The sequence below is a fragment of the Rhodococcus erythropolis R138 genome (assembly GCF_000696675.2).
Lineage (GTDB): Bacteria > Actinomycetota > Actinomycetes > Mycobacteriales > Mycobacteriaceae > Rhodococcus_F > Rhodococcus_F erythropolis.
Genome location: NZ_CP007255.1, coordinates 2,021,375 through 2,042,490 on the forward strand (window position 1 = coordinate 2,021,375; position 21,116 = coordinate 2,042,490).

18 protein-coding genes and 2 riboswitches are annotated in these 21,116 nt (G+C 62.5%); of the genes, 4 read left to right on the forward strand and 14 right to left on the reverse strand.

Annotated elements, in window-relative coordinates:
• Nucleotides 1–41: 41 nt before the first annotated feature.
• The 5 genes from H351_RS09505 to H351_RS09525 form a co-directional block, all read right to left on the reverse strand.
• Entirely contained in the window at nucleotides 42–1,934 is a 1,893-nt protein-coding gene (locus tag H351_RS09505; RefSeq protein WP_244891468.1) for an FAD/NAD(P)-binding protein, read from the reverse strand.
• 4 nt (nucleotides 1,935–1,938) lie between these two features.
• A riboswitch (SAM riboswitch) is annotated at nucleotides 1,939–2,032 on the reverse strand.
• 78 nt (nucleotides 2,033–2,110) lie between these two features.
• Complete coding sequence (fahA, locus tag H351_RS09510) at nucleotides 2,111–3,301, reverse strand: fumarylacetoacetase (protein WP_029256074.1); 1,191 nt, start codon at nucleotides 3,299–3,301, stop codon at nucleotides 2,111–2,113.
• The gene (locus H351_RS09515) at nucleotides 3,298–4,167 is read right to left on the reverse strand and encodes a hypothetical protein (RefSeq protein ID WP_019745014.1); all 870 of its coding nucleotides are present in this window, start codon (nucleotides 4,165–4,167) and stop codon (nucleotides 3,298–3,300) included. Before H351_RS09515 ends, fahA begins: the two co-directional genes overlap by 4 nt.
• Complete coding sequence (locus H351_RS09520) at nucleotides 4,164–5,363, reverse strand: homogentisate 1,2-dioxygenase (protein ID WP_029256073.1); 1,200 nt, start codon at nucleotides 5,361–5,363, stop codon at nucleotides 4,164–4,166. Before H351_RS09520 ends, H351_RS09515 begins: the two co-directional genes overlap by 4 nt.
• A gap of 109 nt (nucleotides 5,364–5,472) precedes the next feature.
• Nucleotides 5,473–6,024 carry a MarR family winged helix-turn-helix transcriptional regulator gene (locus H351_RS09525; RefSeq protein ID WP_019745012.1) on the reverse strand — a complete coding sequence of 184 codons (552 nt, stop codon included), beginning with the start codon at nucleotides 6,022–6,024 and terminating at the stop codon, nucleotides 5,473–5,475.
• 104 nt (nucleotides 6,025–6,128) lie between these two features.
• Here H351_RS09525 and H351_RS09530 point away from each other — a divergent pair, with 104 nt between their 5' ends.
• Nucleotides 6,129–6,743, forward strand: coding sequence for a TetR/AcrR family transcriptional regulator (locus H351_RS09530; protein ID WP_029256072.1), 615 nt, complete (start codon nucleotides 6,129–6,131; stop codon nucleotides 6,741–6,743).
• 174 nt (nucleotides 6,744–6,917) lie between these two features.
• Nucleotides 6,918–8,516: an ABC transporter substrate-binding protein gene (locus H351_RS09535; RefSeq protein WP_020908860.1), complete on the forward strand. Its 1,599-nt coding sequence runs from the start codon at nucleotides 6,918–6,920 to the stop codon at nucleotides 8,514–8,516.
• Nucleotides 8,517–8,575: 59 nt separating this feature from the next.
• Here the strand turns inward: H351_RS09535 and metE are convergent, their stop codons facing one another.
• The 7 genes from metE to H351_RS09570 all read right to left on the reverse strand — a co-directional run bounded on the left by metE (nucleotide 8,576) and on the right by H351_RS09570 (nucleotide 16,458).
• Nucleotides 8,576–10,840, reverse strand: a complete 2,265-nt coding sequence (metE, locus tag H351_RS09540; protein ID WP_029256071.1) for a 5-methyltetrahydropteroyltriglutamate--homocysteine S-methyltransferase — start codon at nucleotides 10,838–10,840, stop codon at nucleotides 8,576–8,578.
• Nucleotides 10,841–10,999: 159 nt separating this feature from the next.
• A riboswitch (cobalamin riboswitch) is annotated at nucleotides 11,000–11,208 on the reverse strand.
• 97 nt (nucleotides 11,209–11,305) lie between these two features.
• Nucleotides 11,306–11,743: a helix-turn-helix domain-containing protein gene (locus H351_RS09545; protein ID WP_019745008.1), complete on the reverse strand. Its 438-nt coding sequence runs from the start codon at nucleotides 11,741–11,743 to the stop codon at nucleotides 11,306–11,308.
• 220 nt (nucleotides 11,744–11,963) lie between these two features.
• On the reverse strand, nucleotides 11,964–12,593 hold the full coding sequence (locus tag H351_RS09550) for a response regulator transcription factor (RefSeq protein WP_029256070.1): 630 nt from the start codon (nucleotides 12,591–12,593) through the stop codon (nucleotides 11,964–11,966).
• On the reverse strand, nucleotides 12,590–13,714 hold the full coding sequence (locus tag H351_RS09555) for a sensor histidine kinase (protein ID WP_029256069.1): 1,125 nt from the start codon (nucleotides 13,712–13,714) through the stop codon (nucleotides 12,590–12,592). Before H351_RS09555 ends, H351_RS09550 begins: the two co-directional genes overlap by 4 nt.
• Nucleotides 13,715–14,509 carry an ABC transporter permease gene (locus tag H351_RS09560; protein WP_019745005.1) on the reverse strand — a complete coding sequence of 265 codons (795 nt, stop codon included), beginning with the start codon at nucleotides 14,507–14,509 and terminating at the stop codon, nucleotides 13,715–13,717.
• Entirely contained in the window at nucleotides 14,509–15,465 is a 957-nt protein-coding gene (locus H351_RS09565; protein ID WP_029256068.1) for an ABC transporter ATP-binding protein, read from the reverse strand. The genes H351_RS09560 and H351_RS09565 overlap by 1 nt, the downstream gene beginning before the upstream one ends.
• A gap of 45 nt (nucleotides 15,466–15,510) precedes the next feature.
• Nucleotides 15,511–16,458: an EamA family transporter gene (locus H351_RS09570; protein WP_019745003.1), complete on the reverse strand. Its 948-nt coding sequence runs from the start codon at nucleotides 16,456–16,458 to the stop codon at nucleotides 15,511–15,513.
• A 68-nt stretch (nucleotides 16,459–16,526) separates the two neighbouring features.
• Between H351_RS09570 and H351_RS09575 the strand changes: the two genes are divergently transcribed.
• Nucleotides 16,527–17,072: a CGNR zinc finger domain-containing protein gene (locus H351_RS09575; protein ID WP_019745002.1), complete on the forward strand. Its 546-nt coding sequence runs from the start codon at nucleotides 16,527–16,529 to the stop codon at nucleotides 17,070–17,072.
• A 113-nt stretch (nucleotides 17,073–17,185) separates the two neighbouring features.
• Nucleotides 17,186–18,484, forward strand: a complete 1,299-nt coding sequence (locus H351_RS09580) for an NtaA/DmoA family FMN-dependent monooxygenase (protein ID WP_029256067.1) — start codon at nucleotides 17,186–17,188, stop codon at nucleotides 18,482–18,484.
• Here the strand turns inward: H351_RS09580 and H351_RS09585 are convergent.
• Both H351_RS09585 and pruA read right to left on the reverse strand, forming a co-directional pair.
• Complete coding sequence (locus tag H351_RS09585) at nucleotides 18,481–19,446, reverse strand: proline dehydrogenase family protein (RefSeq protein WP_029256066.1); 966 nt, start codon at nucleotides 19,444–19,446, stop codon at nucleotides 18,481–18,483. The genes H351_RS09580 and H351_RS09585 overlap by 4 nt on opposite strands.
• A complete protein-coding gene (gene pruA, locus H351_RS09590) occupies nucleotides 19,446–21,107 on the reverse strand; it encodes an L-glutamate gamma-semialdehyde dehydrogenase (RefSeq protein ID WP_029256065.1) in 1,662 nt (553 codons plus the stop codon). The genes H351_RS09585 and pruA overlap by 1 nt, the downstream gene beginning before the upstream one ends.
• Nucleotides 21,108–21,116 lie beyond the last annotated feature (9 nt).

The window sequence follows — 21,116 nt, forward strand, 5'->3', positions numbered from 1 at the left end:
CCCCTGTGAGCGGTTAGGGAGTCTCTGGACTCCCTAACCGCTCACAGGCGCGCAGCGCCCAAAATCTCCGCCGCCAGGGCGTCGTTGTGCCGGAAAAACCCCGCATTGGTACGGGGACGAGGGAAAGCCGCCGACCAGTTGTGGCCTGCAACCCACGGCCCGGCCGCGAAGCGGCGAGGATGAGCTGTGTTGTCCTGGTCGAGAATTCGTGAAGTACCGTCGACGGCGAGCTTCGCCGAACTGTCGACGGTCGCACGAAGTTCGACTGCCTCCCCCCGACCGTGAAGCGTCCGCAGGAGCGAGTCACCGCTCGCGCTGATGGACGCAACCGGCAAGCGTGCTTCGACGAGGGTGTTCGCGGCCACGATGTCGGTGTGCGACGCACTACGAGCGACAAAGATCCCAGCCCCCGTTACCGGGTCGATTTCGGTGGAGAACGCCGAATCCGGCCCGAGGAACTGGACGATGCCGGCCTCGTTGAGCGCGATCAACTGTTCCAGTCGCTCGGGTGGCGGACCACTGGCGATGAAGCTGAAGAACGAATGAAGCCAACCCTCGACGTCCTTGGCGACGGATTCGGCCGGGATTCTGCCGCGCCGCAGCAATTCTCCGACAGTCATGTACGTCGACAGCAGCGCTGAGAAGACAGCGGCGTCGGCGCTGAAATACGGGTCCGACCTCCGCGCGACGTCTGCCGAGATGTATTCGTTGATCCGGGATTGGACCTCGGCAAGTCCGTCGTAGCGCTCACCGCCGAGTGGGCGGTTCAGTCGCTCGAGATCGATACGGTCTTCCGGCTTCGGAACTGCGTTCTCGACCAGTTCCTGCAATCGAGACGATCCCCAAGCCAGCGAGGCGAATTCGGCGTCGAACTCCTCCCAGGTGCCCACCGTCCGATCCGGGTGCGACGCGAACAGTTCGTGATAGTGGGCGCCTGCCAATTCTTTCGACGCCAGCGGCCAGATGTCGTTTCGGAAATCCAACGGCCCGTCGCCGGGCACAAGATCAGCGGTGAAGAACCGGGGTAGCGGTGGCCGCGCGTCGGCGATCGAGTACGAAATCTTGGAGTGGTACGGCACGCCTCGACGAGATCCGGCGTACAACAGAGGTTCCCGACCCGAGGGAGTGTAAGTGAGGGTGCCGTCCTCACCGCGTTCGAAGACGCCGCCGCGGCTCTCGGCGAGGAGAACCATCCAGTCGATGAAAGCCAGCCCGAGCCCGGCGATCAGAACCGGTTCGCGTTCGGGAATGACATCGGCGTCGAGGTCGGCGGTGTATCCCGGACCTACGTAGGTCAACCCGTGCTCGGACGCGAAGCTGGTCAGCGCGGTTTCACGCGGGGCAGCCAACGCATCGGGGTGCCCTTGCGCGAGAAGGACGGCCGTCGCTTCGATGACAACTCCGTCGTCCAGATGAACCGTCTGTATCTCGCCGACGTTCACGATGTCGACCACGGATCGTCGATGAACCCGAACGTCGACGTGCGCTGGTGCAGAGTCGACCGCGGTCTGGAACACCCAGTTCAGGTATCGGCTCTGTAGTGACCTCGATGCAAACGACGACGGGGTGATCATCGGAACTTCTGCCGCGATTTCGGGAAATTCGGCAAGTTCAGTCGAGTGCTCGGCGACCCATTCCGCGAGGGTCGGACCCGGCAGCACCGGGCCGGTCACGGCGGTGGTCTCGTCGGTGAACATCGTGACGTCCGCGGTTGTCGAATTCATCCACAGAAGCGGCGCCTGGCTGCCTCGCCAAATGCGGCCGGCGCCTGCCGGATACGGGTCCACGACGTGAATGTCGATCGGTACGGGATCGGCGTTCACCGATTCGTGAGCGAGGATTCGCTCGAGTACGCCGGTCCCGCGGGGGCCACCGCCCACGATCACGACGACAGCTGCTGTCCCCACTGAGGTACGGGGTCGATCGCCTGGCACGAGTCCTCCATCGGACCTGGCAGAAAGCACCCGCACCTCAGCAGAGGGGGTTGCTGCGACGTCACGGAGCCAGGACTCTCGATCGCTCTGGATGGTTAGTCCAGCTTATCTTCGGAGAATCGTGAGGCAAGGAATTCCGGACATCAGATCAGCGTGAATCAAACAGTTGTCAATCGTTATCTTTCGGTTTGCGTTGCCGGCAGGATCCGAGCGTGAACATCCCCGAAGCCGATTCGTGATCCCCCGACGCCGGGAGCGGTGGCTGAGATGGCGATGGTGTCGCCGTCTTCGAGAAAGGTTCGAGTCTCGGAGCCCACGGTCACGGGTTCCTTGCCACCCCAGGTCAGTTCGATGAAGGCGCCGCGCTGATCCTTGTCCGGTCCGGAAATGGTTCCGGATGCAAAGAGATCGCCGGTGCTCGCTGCTGCGCCGTTGATAGTGGTGTGCGCGAGCATCTGCGCCGGCGACCAGTACATTTGGGCGTAGGGCGGCCGGGAGACGACGTGACCGTTCCAATCGACGGCCAGGTCGATGTCCAACCCCCACTTCTCCTCGCCGCGCAGGTAAGAGAGAGGTTCGGGGTCCTGCACCGGCGTATCGATTCGGGCAGCTTCGAGCGCGAGCAACGGAACAACCCACGCAGAAATGGACGTCGCGAAGCTCTTCCCGAGATTCGGGCCGAGAGGGACGTATTCCCACGCCTGGATGTCCCGGGCGGACCAGTCGTTCACGACGACGGCGCCGAAGACGTGCTCGGCAAAGTCGTCCGGGGTGATGGAATCGCCCATCTTCGAGGGAGTTCCGACGATGAAGCCCATTTCGGCCTCGATGTCGAGGCGGCGGGACGGTCCGAAATCCGGGTTCTCCTGATCGGGTGACTTGCGCTGTCCGCAGGGGCGAACGATATCGGTGCCGGAGACGACGATGGTGCTCGAGCGCCCGTGGTATCCGACCGGAAGGTGCTTCCAGTTCGGCATCAAGGGGGCAGCGTCGGGTCGGAACAGGCGTCCGAGGTTGGTCGCATGATTTTCCGACGCGTAGAAATCCACGTAGTCGGCCACCGCGATCGGTAAGTGCATTGTGACTGAGTCGACGGGAAACACTGCGTCCGAGTCTATTTCGCCGGTCACTAGATCCGTGATCCGATTACGCACCGATACCCACTGATCCCGGCCCAGCGCCATGAACGCATTCAGAGTCGGTTCGGCGAAGACGGAATCTCCCAGTGTCGCTGCGAGATCGACCACCGAGTCGGCGACCCGAACACCAACACGCGGTGATCCTCCGGCGGGGGAGAAGATGCCGTATGGCAGATTGTCGATCCCGAACAACGAGTCGGCGGGAATGTCGATGGTCGTGACGGTCATACGAGTGTTCCTTCGGTTTTGTCGGAGCGGACGATCAATCCGAGACCTTCGAGTTCGGTGAGAGGGTCCGAAATGCTACAGGTCCCGAACGAGAGGAAGCGGCGACGCACCTCGCCGGCCTCGTCCGCGGTCAGTTCGGCCAGGGCTTGCGCGATCGATTCGCCATCGCGTTGCGCCAGAGCAGCAACAACTTCCGAGCGGTCGGCGCCCCGCCTCACAGCGTTGACGGCCACCATGATGTTGAGGAAGCCGTGCTGCTCGAAACCTGTCTCCGGATCGGTATTGCGCACGCCGTGATGCAGTCCCGCGGTCGCCTTGAACGGGATGCCCGCTCGGACAACGGATATCACGGCGTCGGCGAGCTCGTCCTCGTCCGGGTACGCTTCGGCGACAATTCCTCCGGTGCGAAACTTCGCGGAATACCCGGCGGTTTCGAGCGCCGTCAGAAAGTCCACGCGTCGATCACCGCGGGGTACCTCGACAAAAATGTCCAGGTCGGGATGAGCGGCATGGACGGGAGCGAGTTCCTCGAAGGCGGCTTCGGCGTCCAACCCGTCAGGAATTCCCACTTCGACGGCGGCGACGCTGACACCGGGGATAGCGAGCGCGTTCGACAGTGCCGCCGCCGTATCGGCTGGACCGGCCGGCACAGTCAGACTCAGCGTCACCGGGTTGTCAGCTGAAACGTACGCGGCCAGTTCGCTCAATCGCGGCGCGGGAAAGACGAAGGGCCCGACCAGTGCGTCATAGTCCGCCTGCTGGTAGGCCGCGTGGGCCGGAACTGCCTCGGCGAGAGGAGCATTGCCGGGTGGGAAGAGTGCTGCGTCGTCGCACAGGCCGCGCAGGAGTGGGGAGATGATCGTCATTGCTGAGGCCCCCGCCCTGCCCAACTCCAGGCGTACGCTTCGTCTTCACAGGCCAAGGCTCCCTCACCCAATTCGAGGGGCCGGAACGTATCGACCATCACGGCCAGCTCGTCGAAGAACTCGGCGCCGATGCTTCGCTCGTACGCGCCGGGTTGTGGGCCGTGGGCGTGGCCGCCGGGATGAATCGATATCGAACCCTGCCCGATGCCGGAACCCTTGCGTGCCTCGTAGTCACCGCCGCAGTAGAACATGATCTCGTCCGAGTCGACGTTCGAGTGGTAGTACGGCACGGGGATCGACAGGGGGTGGTAGTCGACCTTGCGGGGCACGAAGTTGCAGATCACGAAGTTGTTCCCCTCGAATGCCTGGTGCGCGGGCGGCGGCTGGTGAACACGGCCCGTGATCGGCTCGTAGTCGGAGATGTTGAAGGTGTACGGGTACAGGCATCCGTCCCAACCGACGACATCGAAAGGGTGCGTGGGATAAACCATTCGGGTGCCGACGATGCCCGCCGACGTGCGGTGCTTGACCAGTACCTCGATGTCGGTGCCTTCGGCGATCATGGGCGCGGTCGGTCCGTGCAGGTCTCGTTCACAGAACGGTGCGTTCTCGAGTAGCTGGCCGAAGCGGGAAAGATAGCGCTTGGGCGGGACGATGTGACTGTTCGCTTCGATGGCGTAGGCACGAAGTGGTTTGTCACCCTTGGGGATCCATCGATGCGTTGTGGACATCGGGATCAGGACGTAGTCACCTTCACAGGCCTCGAGTGTGCCGAAGACAGTCTCGACGGTCGCCTCGCCAGATTCGATGTAGACCATCTCGTCGCCGATTGCATTGCGGTACAGGGGAGATGGCGCCGCCGCAACGACGTAGGACAGTCGCACGTCGGCATTTCCGAGGATGAGACGACGGCCGGTTACCACGTCGGTCTCGTTCCAGGTGCTTTCGGGAAACAGCGTGTGGAGTTTCAGATGGCGCAGTTTGAGGGGATGGTTGGGGGTTGTGCTCTGATCGCGCAGTTCCCAGACCGTTGCGTCGACGATGGCCGACGGGATCTCGCGGTGGTAGAGCAACGAAGAATCCGAGGAGAAACCTTCCTCTCCCATCAGTTCTTCGTAGTAGAGGTTGCCGGACTCGTCACGGTGTTGGGTGTGACGCTTCGGTGGGATGTTGCCGAGTTGTCGATAGAACGCCATGACGGGGCTCCTTCTGTGCTGTTCTGCCTGGCTCACCTCCACCAGATAGTAAATACATTAACTAAAATGATGTGATGGGCGCAACCCTTCAAGGGGGTTCGGGTCTATGTCAGTTACGTCCGCGTACGTCGAACTGGCTGCGGTTGGTGATCAGTTTGTCCAGGAGCATGACAAGAATTCGCTGTTCGGCCTCGCTCAGGACGCTGACCCAGGCGTGTTCGCGTTCGTTCTGCTCGCGAAACGCTTCGACCATGGCTTCTCGGCCTTTGTCGGTCAGGTACAGCTGGACCGAACGGCCGTCGTTCTCGGTGGGCCGACGATCGATCAATCCGTCTGCCAGCAGCGACTTGGACAGATTGGAGACCGCTGCCCTACTCATTCCGGTGAGCTCGGCGGCTGCCTTCGGCTCGATCGGACCGGCCAGCCAGGTGACGAACAACAGTCGGAAGGAGGACCATGACCAGCCTCGAGGGCGGTGGATCGACGACTCGAGATCGTACGTGACGACGTTGGAGGCTCGGTTGAGCGTCAGGAGAACCTCGGTGGCGAGCTGATCGCGAAAGCCGTGTTCGGTGGCCAGCTTTTTGTTGGCCAGTTCGATGAACGACCAGAAATTGAGTTCGCCGACGGTTGACTGGTCATCGGTTGTCCGGTCATTCATGGACTAACCCTAGCGCGATCGGCAGGTGATTAATCTATGTACTAGATTTCGGGGTTCTGATGAAACTTCGCAACCTGGCACTGCGGTCGAGGTTCTGAACTATCGTGACGCGCGTGACTGTGCGCAGCGACGAGTTTCCCCTGGATACCGACCTCATGTCGGTGGGGCAACTCGAGCGGAGACGACGATTGACCACGGCGGTGGTCGAGATGCTTGCAGAGATGCCGTCGGATCGAATCCAGATGAAAGAAGTGTCGGAGCGTTCAGGCGTGGCGCTAGGCACTCTCTATCGCTACTTTCCGACCAAACAGCAACTTCTTGCTGCGGCGATGACGGCGTGGAGCGGGCTCGAATCGGCTCGTCGTCCTGAGGAGTCGCGAACAGGCGGCGAAGAGAGCAACGCGTACGAACGGGTTCTGGCACTTCATCGCCGCGAGATGAAGGCATTCGAGCGTAGGCCTCACTTCGCTCGACTCGAGATCGAACTCCATTCGTCCTCGGATCAGTTCGTGATCGAGTCGTTGGATCAGCGCGCGGCTGCCCATCGGAGAATGCTGTTCGAATTGATGGACGGTATTCCGGCCGAGACGGCGCGGGTTGCGGCCGTGGCAATGGGCGGCACGATGTTGACGGCCCTTGCACTGTGGACCAGTGGCCGGATCGGGTTCGCAGAGGCCCAGCGGAACGTCGAAGACGTCATCGGACTGGTACTTCGCTGAACGATGTCACTCTAGAATTCAGTTCTTGTTTCTCTCGCTGTGAATGCGAATCATCGCTGCAGCTTTGTGAAAACGAAGACGAAGGGAGCGTCCTTACCTAGAATTCACTTACAAAACTGCCGGGATGTCCGATCCAAGGATCGACGTGTCCGTGAACTGTGAAAGTGAGTCGCAATGAAGCGCTCGTACCGAGCTCGCTCTCGAATCTGGATGGTTGTCCTGGCGTCGGCGACACTGGTGGTGACGGGGTGCGCCGGTAGCAGCCAAGGTACGACCACGGATGCATCGGACGTGACGGTCGGAGTTGTCGGTGACCAGAACAACGGGGGAGAGCCGCGCTCGGGTGGCACCGTGTCGTTTGCCACCTACAACGGGATCAGCAGTCTCGATCCGGCTGACCGTCAGGACGGCGGCGCTACCGGTGGTAGCGAAATGGCGGCCATCTACGACCTTCTGATGCGCTTCGATACGGCGGCGGGCGAATACGTTCCCCACTTGGCGCAGTCTTTGTCGGCCAACGGCGACAACACGGTGTGGACACTGAAATTGCGCGACGGCGTCACCTTCAGCGACGGCACTCCGATGGACAGTGCGGCAGTCCTGTGGAGTATCGATCACTATCTGCAGAAGAAGGGAACTCACGCGCTGGTGTGGAAGACCACTGTGCGCGAGACGAATTCACCGGATCCGAGTACGGTCGTCTTCACATTGGCGCAGCCGTGGGACGAGTTCCCGATCATGTTCACCACCGGTCCCGGCATGATCGTCGCGCCCTCGTCGATGGCTACCGGCACGTTCACCCCGATCGGGGCAGGTCCGTTCACCGTCGAGAAGTTCGCCTCCCAGGACGAATTGGTGCTCGCTGCCCGTCCGACGTACTGGGACGGGGCACCGTACCTCGAGAAGTTGCGCTTTCCGGCAATCGTCAACGAGAAGAGCAAACTCGAGGGATTGCACACCGACGGAATTCAGGTCGCCTATCTGAAGTCTCCCGATTTCATACACGAGGCTTTCGAAGCCGGTGATCCAGGATTTGTGTACTCGGCCAGCATGGCCGGCGTTCTGGCAATCAATCAGCGCGACGATCGGGCAGCGAAGGACGAGCGCGTGCGTAAGGCGATTGTCGCTGCGGTGGACCCGACTACGTTCAACGAGCGAGTTCAGGGCGGCTTCGGCGAACCCGGCACCGACATGTTCGCGTCGTGGTCGCAGTGGCACGGATCGGTGGCCGGGAACGGCTTCGACCCCGAGGCGGCGAAGAAGTATCTCGCCGAGGCGAAGGCCGACGGTTACGACGGAAAACTGACGTACGTCGGTATGAACGATCCGGCGACGCAGCGCAGCGCACTGACGTTTCAGTCGCTCTTGCAGGCAGTGGGTTTCACGGTCGACATCACCTACGCAACCAGCATCAACGATCTGATTTCCATGCTGTACGCGAAGCATGACTACGACGTGTCCTACTTCGCGTTCAACGTGCTGGAAGAGTCACCGTTCGTGCGTATGTACGGCAACCTGTTCAGCGAATCGCCGTCGAACATTCTCGGCTACAAGAACGCTCGGATGGACGAGTTGCTCGGCAAGTTGCAAACAGCGTCGGGCGAGGATGAGCGGCGAGCCGTCATCGACGATATTCAGACCGTGGTCAACGAGACGGCGCCGATGGCCGTGGTCAACTCCGGCAAGGTTTTCATCCCGTGGCGCGAGAACGTGCACGGAGTGATGCCGAGTGCGGACGGGATTCTGCTCTTCGGCAACACGTGGTTGAGCTGACCCCCCGTGCGCCTTTTTGGTAGTGCCCACCACCAAAAAGGCGCACCGGGGCTTCGCCCCTAAAGCTCCGCTCGTACCACCTTCGCGGCTTCGACGAGGTTACGAAGCGACGCTTCGACCTCGATCGGCCCCCGTGTCTTCAATCCGCAGTCCGGATTGACCCACAACCGCTCGACCGGAACAGCTTTGAGTGCCTCACGCAGTGATTCGGCAATTTCGTCGACGCTCGGCACCCGCGGCGAGTGGATGTCGTAAACACCGGGGCCGACGCCGAGATCGAACCCGACCGAACTGAGATCGTCGAGGACCTCCATGTGTGAGCGTGCCGCCTCGATGGACGTGACGTCCGCGTCGAGGCCGGCGATGGCGCCGATCACCGCTCCGAACTCGGAGTAGCACAGGTGCGTGTGGATCGCGGTGGAATCCGCGACGCCCGAGGTGGCCAACCGGAAGGCGCCGACCGACCAGTCCAGGTAGGCGCGCTGATCCTCGGCACGCAGTGGGAGTAGTTCTCGCAGAGCCGGTTCGTCGACCTGGATGATTCCGATTCCGGCGGCCTGCAGATCGACGGTCTCGTCTCGAATGGCCAGTGCGACTTGATTTGCCGAGTCGGCGAGGGGTTGGTCGTCGCGGACGAACGACCAGGCCAGAATGGTGACGGGTCCGGTGAGCATGCCCTTGACCGGCTTGTCGGTCAGGGACTGTGCGTACGTGATCCAGTCGACGGTCATCTGCTTCGCGCGCGAGACGTCGCCGTACAGAATCGGCGGACGCACGCAGCGGGTGCCGTACGACTGGACCCAACCGTTGGCGGTGGCGAAGAATCCGTCCAACTGCTCCGCGAAGTACTGGACCATGTCGTTGCGTTCCGGCTCACCGTGCACAAGCACGTCCAGGTCCAGCTTTTCCTGGAGCGCAACAACTTCGGCAATTTCGGCGCGCATACGGTTGACGTACTCGGCTTCGTCGATCTCGCCCTTGCGCAGCGCTGCGCGAGCGATGCGGATCTTCGAGGTTTGCGGGTACGAACCGATGGTCGTCGTGGGCAGCGGCGGCAGAGAAAGCAGCTCGTCCTGGGCAGCGCGACGTTCGGCGGCGGGCGCGCGACCGGTCGCCGAGTTCAGCACCGCGTCCAGACGGCCTCGAACACTCGCATCATTGAGTCTGCGATCGTCCTTGCGGGTCGACGCGGCCGCTCGTGCCAGAGCGAACTCGTCCTCCACCGACTCTCGGCCCTGTGTGAGAGCGGTTGCGAGAGTTACTACTTCCTTGACCTTCTCGGTGCCGAACGCGAGCCACGAGCGCAGGGCCTTGTCGACATCGGACTCAGCGTCGAGTGTGTACGGAACGTGCAGCAGGGAGCACGACGTGGAGACGGCAAGCGTGTCCACGCTGCCGAACAAGGCACCCAAAGTGCTCAGTGCCGAGTCCAGATCGGACCGCCAGATGTTTCGTCCGTCGACCACTCCGGCGACGATTAGTTTGCGGGCGAGTTCAGGTACGGAGCCGATCGAATCCTGACCGGCCACCAGGTCGACGGCAAATCCTTCGACGCCGGTGGACGCAAGCGCGGGCAACGCGTCACGCAGCGAACCGAAGTACGACGCCAACAGGATCGACGGCCGCTTAGGCAGCGCTGAAAGCTGTTCGTACGCAGCGCGTGCCGCTTCGATTTCCTCGTCGGTGCGATCGCCCACGAGGGCGGGTTCGTCGAGCTGAATCCAGCTCGCACCGGCCTTCGCGAGCCGACCGAGTAGATCCGCGTAGAGGGGGAGTAGTTCGTCGAGCCGCGAGAGCAGCGGCTCGTCTGTGCCGACAGCCTTCGAGAGCAGCAGGAAGGTGACCGGTCCGATGACGACCGGGCGGGCTGCAATGCCGTCGGAAAGTGCTTCTGCCAGTTCGGACAAGACCTTGGACGGGTCGAGTGCGAACGTGGTGGACGGTGAAATCTCCGGCACCAGGTAGTGGTAGTTGGTGTCGAACCACTTCGTCATTTCGAGTGGCGCGATGGTGTCCGTCCCACGGGCAGCGGCAAAGTAGCGGTCCAACGGATCGGCGACCGACGCGACGCGGTCGGGCAGCGCGCCGAGAAGAACTGCGGTGTCGAGCATCTGGTCGTAGAAGGAGAAGGTATTGACCGGGATGGAGTCGAGGCCCAGGTCACGGAGGTCGGCCAAGCCCTGCCGACGGAGGTCACGGGCGCCAGCCTGCAGGGCGTCGGCGTCGATGCGCCCTGCCCAGTAGCTTTCGGTTGCCCGCTTGAGTTCTCGATGAGGACCGATGCGCGGTGAGCCCAGCACGGTCGAAGTGAATGTTGTTGTCACGGAGTTTCTCCAGATTGCCAATGCATTGATGGCCACTGCCGGCAGACGGGTACACCTCACGAGACCTCGAGTTTCGGCGGACAGTACTGCCCGCACCGCACACGAGGTCCGATGGAGATCTACACGCCCATTCCACGAGGCGGTGGACCGTCGGGCACGGCGTGCCCGACACAGTCGGCAGGTCTTCGGACTCGCGGGCACTCGATCGAGTTGGATCGAACCTACTGGCCGTCGCTTCCCAGGCGGATGCCCAGTGCACATAAACGGCGGTCGTTCCTGCTTACCGCTGCGGGACAGTCCCGGATTTTCACCGGGTTCCCTCTCACTCCGACAGCTTGCGCTGACGGGGCTTCGACGCCGGGAACGGTCTTCGGGGCTCCTCATGACCGCGCCGGGCGAACCAGCTGCATCGACCAGCATAAGGCCAACCCTCCCTGAGCAGTCAAGGAGAGTCGGCGAAGGGCGCTACGCGCGTGACATGTAGGAATTCGAGTCCGGTGGTACGCGCGGAAGATTCTCGGAGGAACGTAGATTCTCCGCCATTTCGACAAGCAGATCCTGCGAAGACGGCGATAGATCGACGACGCGAGAGGTGAGGTTTCGCAGGCGCACGTTGTGCAGCTGTTCGAGGAGAGAGAGGTCCGCCTCGCCGCCCGAGATCGCGGGCGGAGTTTGATCGGACGGGGCGTAGAAGTAGTCCGGATGGACGTTGAAGAAGTGGGCGAGGGCGGCAACCACTTCGGGTGACGGGTTGGTTCGGACGCCGGTGCGCAGTTGGGACAGGTACGGCGTCGAGATGCGGCAGCCGAACTCGGTCATGCCGCGAACGACCATCGCGTTGGTGACGTGAAAGTCGGCAGTCTCGAACAGCGAGTTCAAGCGATCGTTGAACTGGTTCGACATGAGACGTCCCTTCCCCCGTTACGCACAGGCTCCGTCGATTCAATTAACTGCATCATAGCCAGTTATCGAACGATTAGCTGTTTTGGATTCTCGCGAAGGGGGTCGTTTGCAGGGAAAATCCCTAGGGTAGAAGGTCCCTACTTTGAGTGATTTGGACAAATCGCCGTCAAGAATCGAACCGCGAACTATTTGCCGGGGAAGTGGATTCCGGCCACGCGGATCAGAGCCAGCCGTTCGACTCGGCGATTCTGACGGCTTCCGCGCGCGTCGACGCACCCGTCTTACCCATTGCGGATGACAGATGATTTCGAACCGTCCCTGCGGACAAGAAGAGCGCCCCTGCGATGGCTGCCACGGGTGCGCCGTCATGAGCGGCGCGCAGTACTTGGGTCTCACGCTCCGTCAGAGGCGACTCGCCGCTGACGAGGCTGTCGGCCGCAAGGGTGGGATCGACGACGCGCAGTCCGGCGTGGACACGCCTGACTGCGTCGGCCAACTGCCTGGCGGGTGTGTCCTTGACGACGAACCCGCCGGCCCCGGCGTGCAGGGCTTTGCGAAGAAATCCGGGACGTCCGAACGTGGTGACGATCAGGACTCGGGTGTCGGGTGCTGCCTCGCGAAGGGCCGCCGTCGCGGCGATTCCGTCCATGCCGGGCATCTCGACGTCCAGAAGCGCGACATCCGGGTGGTGTTCGAGAACGGCGGCCACAACCTCGTCGCCGCGACCGACCTCGGCCACCACGGAGAGGTCGGATTCCAGATCGAGTAGTGCGGCCAACGCTCCTCGCACGAGCGCCTGGTCGTCCGCCAAGAGCAGCCGTATGGTTGCTCGATCGCCCTGGCTGTTCACTCTGTCTCCTGTTCGACTACCTGAAGTGCAAACCCCTGCGGCTGGGGATGAGTGATGATCACTCGTGCGCCCGACGCTCCGGCGCGCTCGCGCAATCCGATCAGACCGTTGCCGGAAGACGTCGACCCGGCCCCTTGCCCGTCGTCGACGACCGACGCACTATTTTCGTCGACCGTGATCCGGCAGTGGGTCGCACCGCTGTGTCGAACGACGTTGGTGACGCCCTCACGGATCGTCCATGCAAAGAGTTCGCGAAGACGCGTGGGAACCATGTCGGTACTGCTCGGCACCTCGTCCTCGATACCAGCCGCACGCAATGCCTCTCGTGCTCGGGCTATCTCGACGGGAAGAGAAATCCCACGAAATCCTTCGACGGCCGAGCGCACGTCTGCCAACGCGTCACGCGAAAGTCTTTCGAGGTCGTCGAGTTCGTTGCGCGCACGTTCGATATCGACATCGAGTAGGCGATTGGCCAGTTCGGCTTTGATCGTGATGACGGTCAGCGAGTGCCCGAGGATGTCGTGCAGATCGCGCGCCATCCTCGTGCGCTCCTCCATGATTGCCCGCTGCTCCTGCTCTTCGCGTTCATGGAGCATGGCGAAGTTGCGGCTGATCAGGGACATGATGCCCCAGGTCGCGAATGCGGCCGCGCAGACTCCGAGCGAGAGTCCGGAGTAGTTCCCCCACCCGGACGAGAGGCTGACTATCTCCACGGAGGCCGCGAACACCAAGGCGAGAATGCCGCCCGCGACGGTCGGCAGCAGCGTCACCGCTGTCACCGCGAGATACGGTGCGGCTGCCAAACCAGTCGGCCCGACGCTGACGATCATCACGGCGGCCAACGCGGTCAAGGCGGCCAAAGCCAGTGCAGCTTCGCGAATCGTCGGCCGAGTCATTGTCATTCGACGCCGCTGCTGCGTTGTGGCGAACGTGTAGAGATAGAGCGAACCGAAGGCGACCGTCGCGAGAATCCCTGTCCAGCCGCGCAGTTCGTCGCGCAGATTCCATCCCTCGATCAGCGGCCCGCCGAGAAATACCATCCAGACCGCCGCGAAGAGAACGCCGAAACGATTCCGCCGCGGGAGCGCGACGGAATCTTCTCGGTCAGTCGTTTGCGACAACTACACACGCTCCGTATCTCGTTGGAACCGCCAGATCGCTCCGCCGGCGAAGATGGCGAACCACACCAGGATATTGACGATCCAGGTCCAGTGAATGCTATTGCCCGTCAACGGTGCGTGGGCGAGGGCGTTGATGCCGAACATCGGGGTGAACTGTGCGATGGTCGCCCATACGGAACCGTCGGTGAGCGGCACGAAGAGTCCGCCGCCGAAGGCGAGCAGAGCCAGTCCCGGTCCGAGCAACTGCATGACGTTCTCACTGGGGAGTAGATACCCCATGAACAGGCCGAAGGCCGCGAAGATCGACGATCCCAACCAGGCGATCAATGCCGTTGTGAACCAGAGTGATCCGTCCATCTGCGCCGAGGTGAACGCGCCGACGACGTAGACGACAAGGATCGAGACGAGACCGAGCAGCATCGCCATGATCAGTTTGACGGCGATGTAGGCGACCGGGGTCAGGGGAGTCAGCCGAAGTTGTCGGCTCCATCCGGACGCTCGTTCGATCGAGACCATCGCTCCGCCGCTGGTGGTGGCCAGCATCGCGCCGTAGAGAGCCATGCTGATCATGATGTACGCGGCGACATTGCCGTGCCCGATCCCGTGGTCGTCGTCGCCTTGACCGAGACCGAAGACGAGGAAGAAGACAACCGGCATGACGAGCGTGAAGATCATCGTGCGCCGATTGCGGGTCAGGCGACGAAATTCCAGTCGCAGTAGCGTCGTGTTGAATCCGCCGAGAGGTACGACGGTTCGCTCGGCTCCGTAGGTGTTCGCTTCGGTTGCAGTGGTCATCACTTCTGTCCTTCGGAGTTGTTCGACGTGAGTGCGATGAATGCGTCTTCGAGGCCACGCGAGACGATTTCGAGATCGCGAGCCTGGGTATTGGTCAACAGGAACCGTGCAACGGCATCGGTGTCACCCGAGTGCACGAGCAGTGACTCACCGCGCACCTCGACGGCGTCGGAGTTCGGTATGGCTCGCAGGAGTTCGTCGGTGATGCCTGGAACAGTCGCGCGCAGGGTGCGTCCGGACGCCATCGCCTTGACCTCGGCGGTGGTCCCGTCTGCGACCACGATGCCTTGCCTGACCAGGATGATGCGGTCGGCGTAGACATCGGCCTCTTCGAGGTAGTGCGTCGCAAAAAGCACAGTGCGACCGTGATCTGCGTCGGCGCGGATGGCGGACCAAAAGTCCCGACGCCCTTCGACGTCCATGCCGGTGGTGGGCTCGTCGAGAATGAGCAATTGCGGGTTCGACAGCAACGCCATCGCAAATCGCAACCGCTGTTGTTGTCCGCCTGAGCATTTGCTGACCAGGCGATCGGAGATGTCGAGGATTCCGGCTCTCCCCAGCACTTCGTCGACCGGACGGGATTGGGCGTACAGGCTGGCGGTCAGCTGCACCGTCTCGGCAACCGTCAGCTCTTTCAGTAGTCCGCCGGTCTGCATGACTGCGGAGACGAGTCCGCGGGCGATCGCCGATCGCGGTGACATTCCGAAGACGCTCACGTCGCCCGACGTCGGCCGGGACAGGCCGAGGATCATGTCGATGGTTGTCGTCTTGCCTGCGCCGTTCGGGCCGAGGAACGCGACGATCTCGCCGGGGCGGATGCTCAGGTCGATACCCTTGACGGCGTCGACGGTTCCGAAACTCTTGCGAAGTCCGGTCAACCGGACGGCGTCGTGTGCCGATCCTTCAGTGAGTGTGTGCAGTGCCTGTGGTGAATGCCGTGCCTGTGCTGAGGTCATACATAGAATCTGCTCGCTTCGAGGTCGTAATCCCTCGTCCGTCCGTCATTCTTCTGCCATGACATTTGTCATCGGGTCGGCCGGTATCTGTTTCGGTGCAACCTGGCCGAGGCGCGCGAGGACCAACCCCGCGATGATTGCTGCGCCACCCACAGCTTGGAGTGCAGTGACGGATTCCCCGACCAGGATCCACGCGGCGAGGACCGCGCACAGCACTTCGGTCAGCGCTACGAGAGATCCGATTGTCGGCCCCAGCAGCGTGATTGCGGCGATGCCGGTGAGATAGGCAATGACAGTGCTGACCAGGACCAGGACCACCACCGGCAGCCATACGTTCACCGAATGGTCTGCCACGACGGCGTTCGAGGCCGAGAACTGGAGTGGGAGGACGCCGACGAGTCCGAGCGCGCCGATGACCATTGCACTGACCGTGAGCCCCGATGCCGCGAGCACAACAGGATGGAGATCACCGTCCGCACGTTCGGAAATGACGAAATAGACTGCAAGGCATGCCGCGGCGGCCAGTCCCCAGGCGACTCCGACGGCACTGATCTCTGCCGATCCGAAGACGTCGATCACCACGGCGGCGCCGATCATGGCAACCGCCGCACCGAGAAGCGTCTGCACGCTCGGACGCGCGCCCTTGGTTATCCACACCCACCCGATGACGATGATCGGTGCAAGGTACTCGAGAAGCAATGCGACGCCGACCGAAAGATGTTGCACGGCATTGAAGAAGCACAGTTGAACGCCCGAGATCGCGAACACCCCGTACAGCAGTACCGTTCGCGTGTGGGCGCTCACCTGTCGTAGGCGAGGCCATTGGGTGGCTACGGCGATCACCATCATCACCAGTGCGCCGCCGGCAACGCGCGCGAACACTGCGCCGCCGGGGGACCACCCCGATTCGATGAGAGACTTCGCGAACGGGCCCGAGACGCCGAACGTTGCCGCGGACAGCAGAGCGAAGATCAAGCCGTTGCGAGAGTTCACGTCGTCACCCGTCAGGAGTAAAAGCGATTACGATGCTGACATTAGGTTGATAGAGCTCAGGAGTCAAAGTGCATTTTGCTGGTGACACGGAATCGGCGCTCGTCTTCGCCGCGTCGTTGGTCAACACGGCCCGCGGCGGGGCTGAACTGCTTCCGGATCAAGGGGAGCTGACACGGTTTCTCGACGCGGATCATTGGACCGGCAGGCGGGACGGCACGCGGGAGGAATTGACGGCGGTTCGTGCGCTGCGTCCACGACTGCGAAAGTTCTGGGAAGCCGCGGGAGTGGACGACGCCGTCGAGGTGGTGAACACACTGCTGCTCGAATCGGGCGCGAGGCCGCGGCTCACCAGGCACGACGACCTCGGCTGGCATCTGCACGTCACCGCTGACGATTCGCCACTGGTGGACCGGATGGCCGCAGAAGCGGCGATGGGTGTGCTCGATCTGATCCGAACCGACGAATTCTCGCGGTTGCGATGGTGCGAGGCCCCGGACTGCGAAGCGGTCTTCGTGGATTTGTCGCGCAATCGTTCGAAGCGATACTGCGACACCGGAAACTGTGGGAACAGGGCGCACGTCGCCGCCTATCGTGCCCGTAAATCCGGGGCGTGACCAAGCGGTGTTCGGAGGGATAGAACCAGGCTGAGTGAATACCTTGTCGGGAGCCAGGATCGGTCTAGCGTTGTGAATTCGGAACAGATTTCGCGAAGCCAGGAGGATGGTCGGTGGCCGATCGTAGGCGTCCACTCAAGACGGTGACCGGTGTCAGCGGGGCGGTGAGTATCTACGACGCCGCGATCGATCCGACGACTTCGACGGTAACGTCCGCGATCGACGTCGCAAAGACGGCCGAGGCGAACAAGATCGACGGACTGTTTGCCGCCGACCTGCTGAGTTTCGGCGCGCAGGGCGCGATCGGCGCGCAGGAGCCGTTGATCTTCCTTGCCGCGCTGAGTGCGGTCACCACCCATGTGGGGCTGATCGCCACCGTCACGACGACGTTTCATCACCCTTTCAACCTGGCACGGTTGTTCGGCACCCTGGACCACGTCAGCAATGGTCGAGCCGCATGGAATGCCGTCACTTCCTCACTCGGAGAAGAGAACTACAGCGACCTGGACCTGCCGAGTCCGGAGGAGCGGTACGCCCGAGCGGCCGAATCGCTCGAGGTGGTCAACGCGCTCTTCGACAGTTGGAAGCCCGGCGCCCTGACCCGGGGAGAGGGCTCAGCGGTGCTCGATCCGTCGAGGGTGGTCCCCATCGAGCATCGAGGCAAGTACTTCACGGTGCAGGGGCCGCTGAACATCCCCTCCCTGCCGCAGCGTCGTCCGGTCCAATTCCAGGCCGGCCAATCTGCCGGAGGTATCGAACTGGGTGCTCGCTTCGCGGAGGTCGTATTCACTTCTCTCGCAACCTTCGAGGACGCGGTCACCTACACGAAGACGATCCGCGCCCGGGCGGCAGAGTTGGGGCGTGGGGACGAACTGCCACTGATTTTCAGCTCGTTCCACGCAACGTACGGCGCTACCGAAACCGAAGTCGAACGATTGGTCAGAGAAGCCGAGGAATCGACGGACTTCGACGCCGGTCGCACGAGGCTTGCCGACATGTTCGGCGGTGACGTGGATTTCTCGGAATTGCCGCTGGACCGGCCGATCCCGGAGTCGTTGTTGCCGGACCCGTCGTCGGTGAATCGACGACGGGGCCGGGTCGAGATCTTCGGCAAGCTCGCATCACAAGGAAAGACTCTGCGTGAGTTGATCATCGCGTCCAAGGACACCGGCCACTGGGCAGCGGCGGGCACCCCGGAACAGCTCGCGGACGCGATCGAGGAACGATACGACGCGGGCGTACTCGACGTCATCACGCTCGGTGACCTTGCCGATCCGCGTACACGCGATTTCGTCACGAACGGACTGCTACCGGAACTACGCAAGCGCAGAATCGTGGGAACAGATTACGTCGGGGGTACCTTCCGTGAGAACCTCGAGTTGCCACCGCTGCCACCGGTTTCCAGCACCTAGTTGTTGGAGGCGAGTGAGCGCATGAAGAACATGAGGTTGGCCGGCCGTTCCGCCAGGCGACGCATGAAGTAGCCGTACCACTGGCTGCCGTAGGGAACGTAGACCCGCAGGTGATTGCCTTCGGCTACCAATCTGCGTTGTTCGCCGTCGCGGATGCCGTAGAGCATCTGAAACTCGAAATCCTCGGCTGTCCGTTCGGTCAATGTGGCGAGTTCGAGGGCGGCGTCGATCATGGTGGGATCGTGGGAGGCGACCATCGGGTACCCGTCACCTTCCATCAAGACCTTCAGGCAACGCAGGTACGACGCGTCGACTTCGCCGGGCTTTTGGAACGCAACGTCGGCCGGTTCTTTGTATGCACCCTTGCACAACCGAATTCGTGAACCTGATCCGGAGAAGTGCCGGCAGTCGGCCTCGGTGCGGTGCAGATACGCCTGCAGGACCGTGCCGAGCGTCGGGAAGTCGCGGCGCAACTCTTCGACGATGGACAGTGTCGAGTCGGTGGTGGTGTGATCCTCCGCATCGACGGTGACCCACGCGCCCACTTCGTCTGCCGCTGTGACGATTCGGTGAGCGTTCGCCAGGGCGATCTTCTCGCCGTCACCGGGAAGTGACTGCCCTAACGCTGAGAGCTTGAGCGAAACCTCTTGGGTGTGTTGCGTCCCAGCCGCTTCGGAAAGCGTTGCGTACGAGCGGAGAAGGGAGAGATAGGCGTCGACGGTAGCTGTTGCCTGAGCTGGATCGGTAGTGTCCTCGCCGAGGTAGTCGACCGTCACGAACCGGCCACTGGTGAGGATGTCGCGTACGGCTGACACCGCTGCGGGTTCCGCGTTCCCGGCGACGAACCTGTCTACCAGCTTGCGAGTCACGGTCATCCCGGAGACTGTCTTCTCCAGCCGCGACGAGCGTGCCGCCGCGAGGAGTACCGGGCGCAGCGGGTTGCTCAGCGAGACGGCACTCATCAACGGTTCTCGCTCTCGGCTCGATCGACGTCCTGGTGGGGGTAGCGATGATCGGTGGGAGGAACGAAGGTTTCCTTGACGGTGCGTGTCGACGCCCAACGGAGCAGATTCTGCGACGAACCGGCCTTGTCGTTGGTACCGGAAGCCCGCGCACCGCCGAAGGGCTGTTGTCCGACTACCGCGCCCGTCGGCTTGTCGTTGACGTAGAAGTTTCCGGCGGCGAACCGCAGACCGTGGTGAGCTTGATCGACGGCTGCACGGTCGGTGGCGATCACGGCACCGGTCAGGGCGTACGCGGATCCGCTGTCGATACGAGCGAGGATGTCGGCGTACGCATTCGGTGCGGAGTCGTCGTAGACGTGCAGGGAGAGTATGGGGCCGAAGTACTCGGTGCTGAAGGCCTCGTCACTGGGGTCGTCACCGAGCAGGACCGTCGGCGAGATGAAGAATCCTTCGCGGTCGTCGTAGTCGCCGCCTGCTGCGATGGTGAGGCTGCCGGTCGACTTGGCTCGGTCGATCGCGGCGGCATTGCGGTCGAAGGAACGCTGGTCGATGACGGCGCCGCCGAAGTTCGTCAGGTCGGTGACGTCGCCGTACTTCAGTGACGACACTGTGTCGATGAACGTGTCGCCCATCTTGGCCCACACCGATTTCGGGACGAATGCCCGTGACGCGGCCGAGCATTTCTGTCCCTGATAGTCGAAGGCCCCGCGGATCAATGCCGTCGTGAGTACGTCGGGGTCTGCTGAACTGTGTGCGAGTACAAAATCTTTGCCGCCGGTTTCGCCGACGAGACGCGGATACGTCCGGTAGTTCGAGATGTTGGCTCCGACCTCACGCCACAAACGCTGGAACGTTGCGGTCGATCCGGTGAAGTGGATGCCCGCCAGGCGGGGGTCGGCCAGCGCGACTTCGGACACCGTGGGTCCGTCGCCGAGAACAAGATTGATCACCCCGGGCGGGAGGCCGGCGGCTTCGAGTAGTTGCATCGTGAGGTATGCCGCGACGGCCTGCGTCGGTGACGGCTTCCAGATCACGGTGTTGCCCATCAGGGCAGGTGCGGTAGGGAGATTTCCGGCGATGGCGGTGAAATTGAAGGGAGTGATCGCGTAGACAAAACCTTCGAGTGGTCGATATTCGACGCGATTCCACACTCCCGGAGCGGAAACGGGTTGGTCGGCGAGTATCTGACGAGCGAACGCGACGTTGAAACGCCAGAAATCGATCAGTTCGCACGGGGCATCGATCTCGGCCTGATATGCGGTCTTCGACTGACCGAGCATTGTTGCGGCGGCGATGGTTTCGCGCCACGGGCCGGAGAGTAGATCGGCGGCGCGGAGGAAGACCGCAGCTCGGTCGTCGAACGAGAGGTCGCGCCAGGCCGGGGCGGCGAGTGTAGCGGCGTCGATGGCATCACGAATATCCGAGTGCGTTGCGCCCGCAAACGATCCGATGACCGAGCTGTGACGGTGTGGTTGAACTACGTTCTCCCGCTTGCCCTCCGCAGTTCGGTGGACGCCCCCGATGACCTGTCGGATGTCGGTGGGTGCCTCGGCCAGTTCGGTCAGTTTGGTGCGTAGGCGTGATCGTTCCGGGCTTCCCGGCCCGTAATTGTTGACCGGCTCGTTGGAGGGGTGGGGGACATTGGTGACGGCGTCCATGACGATCCT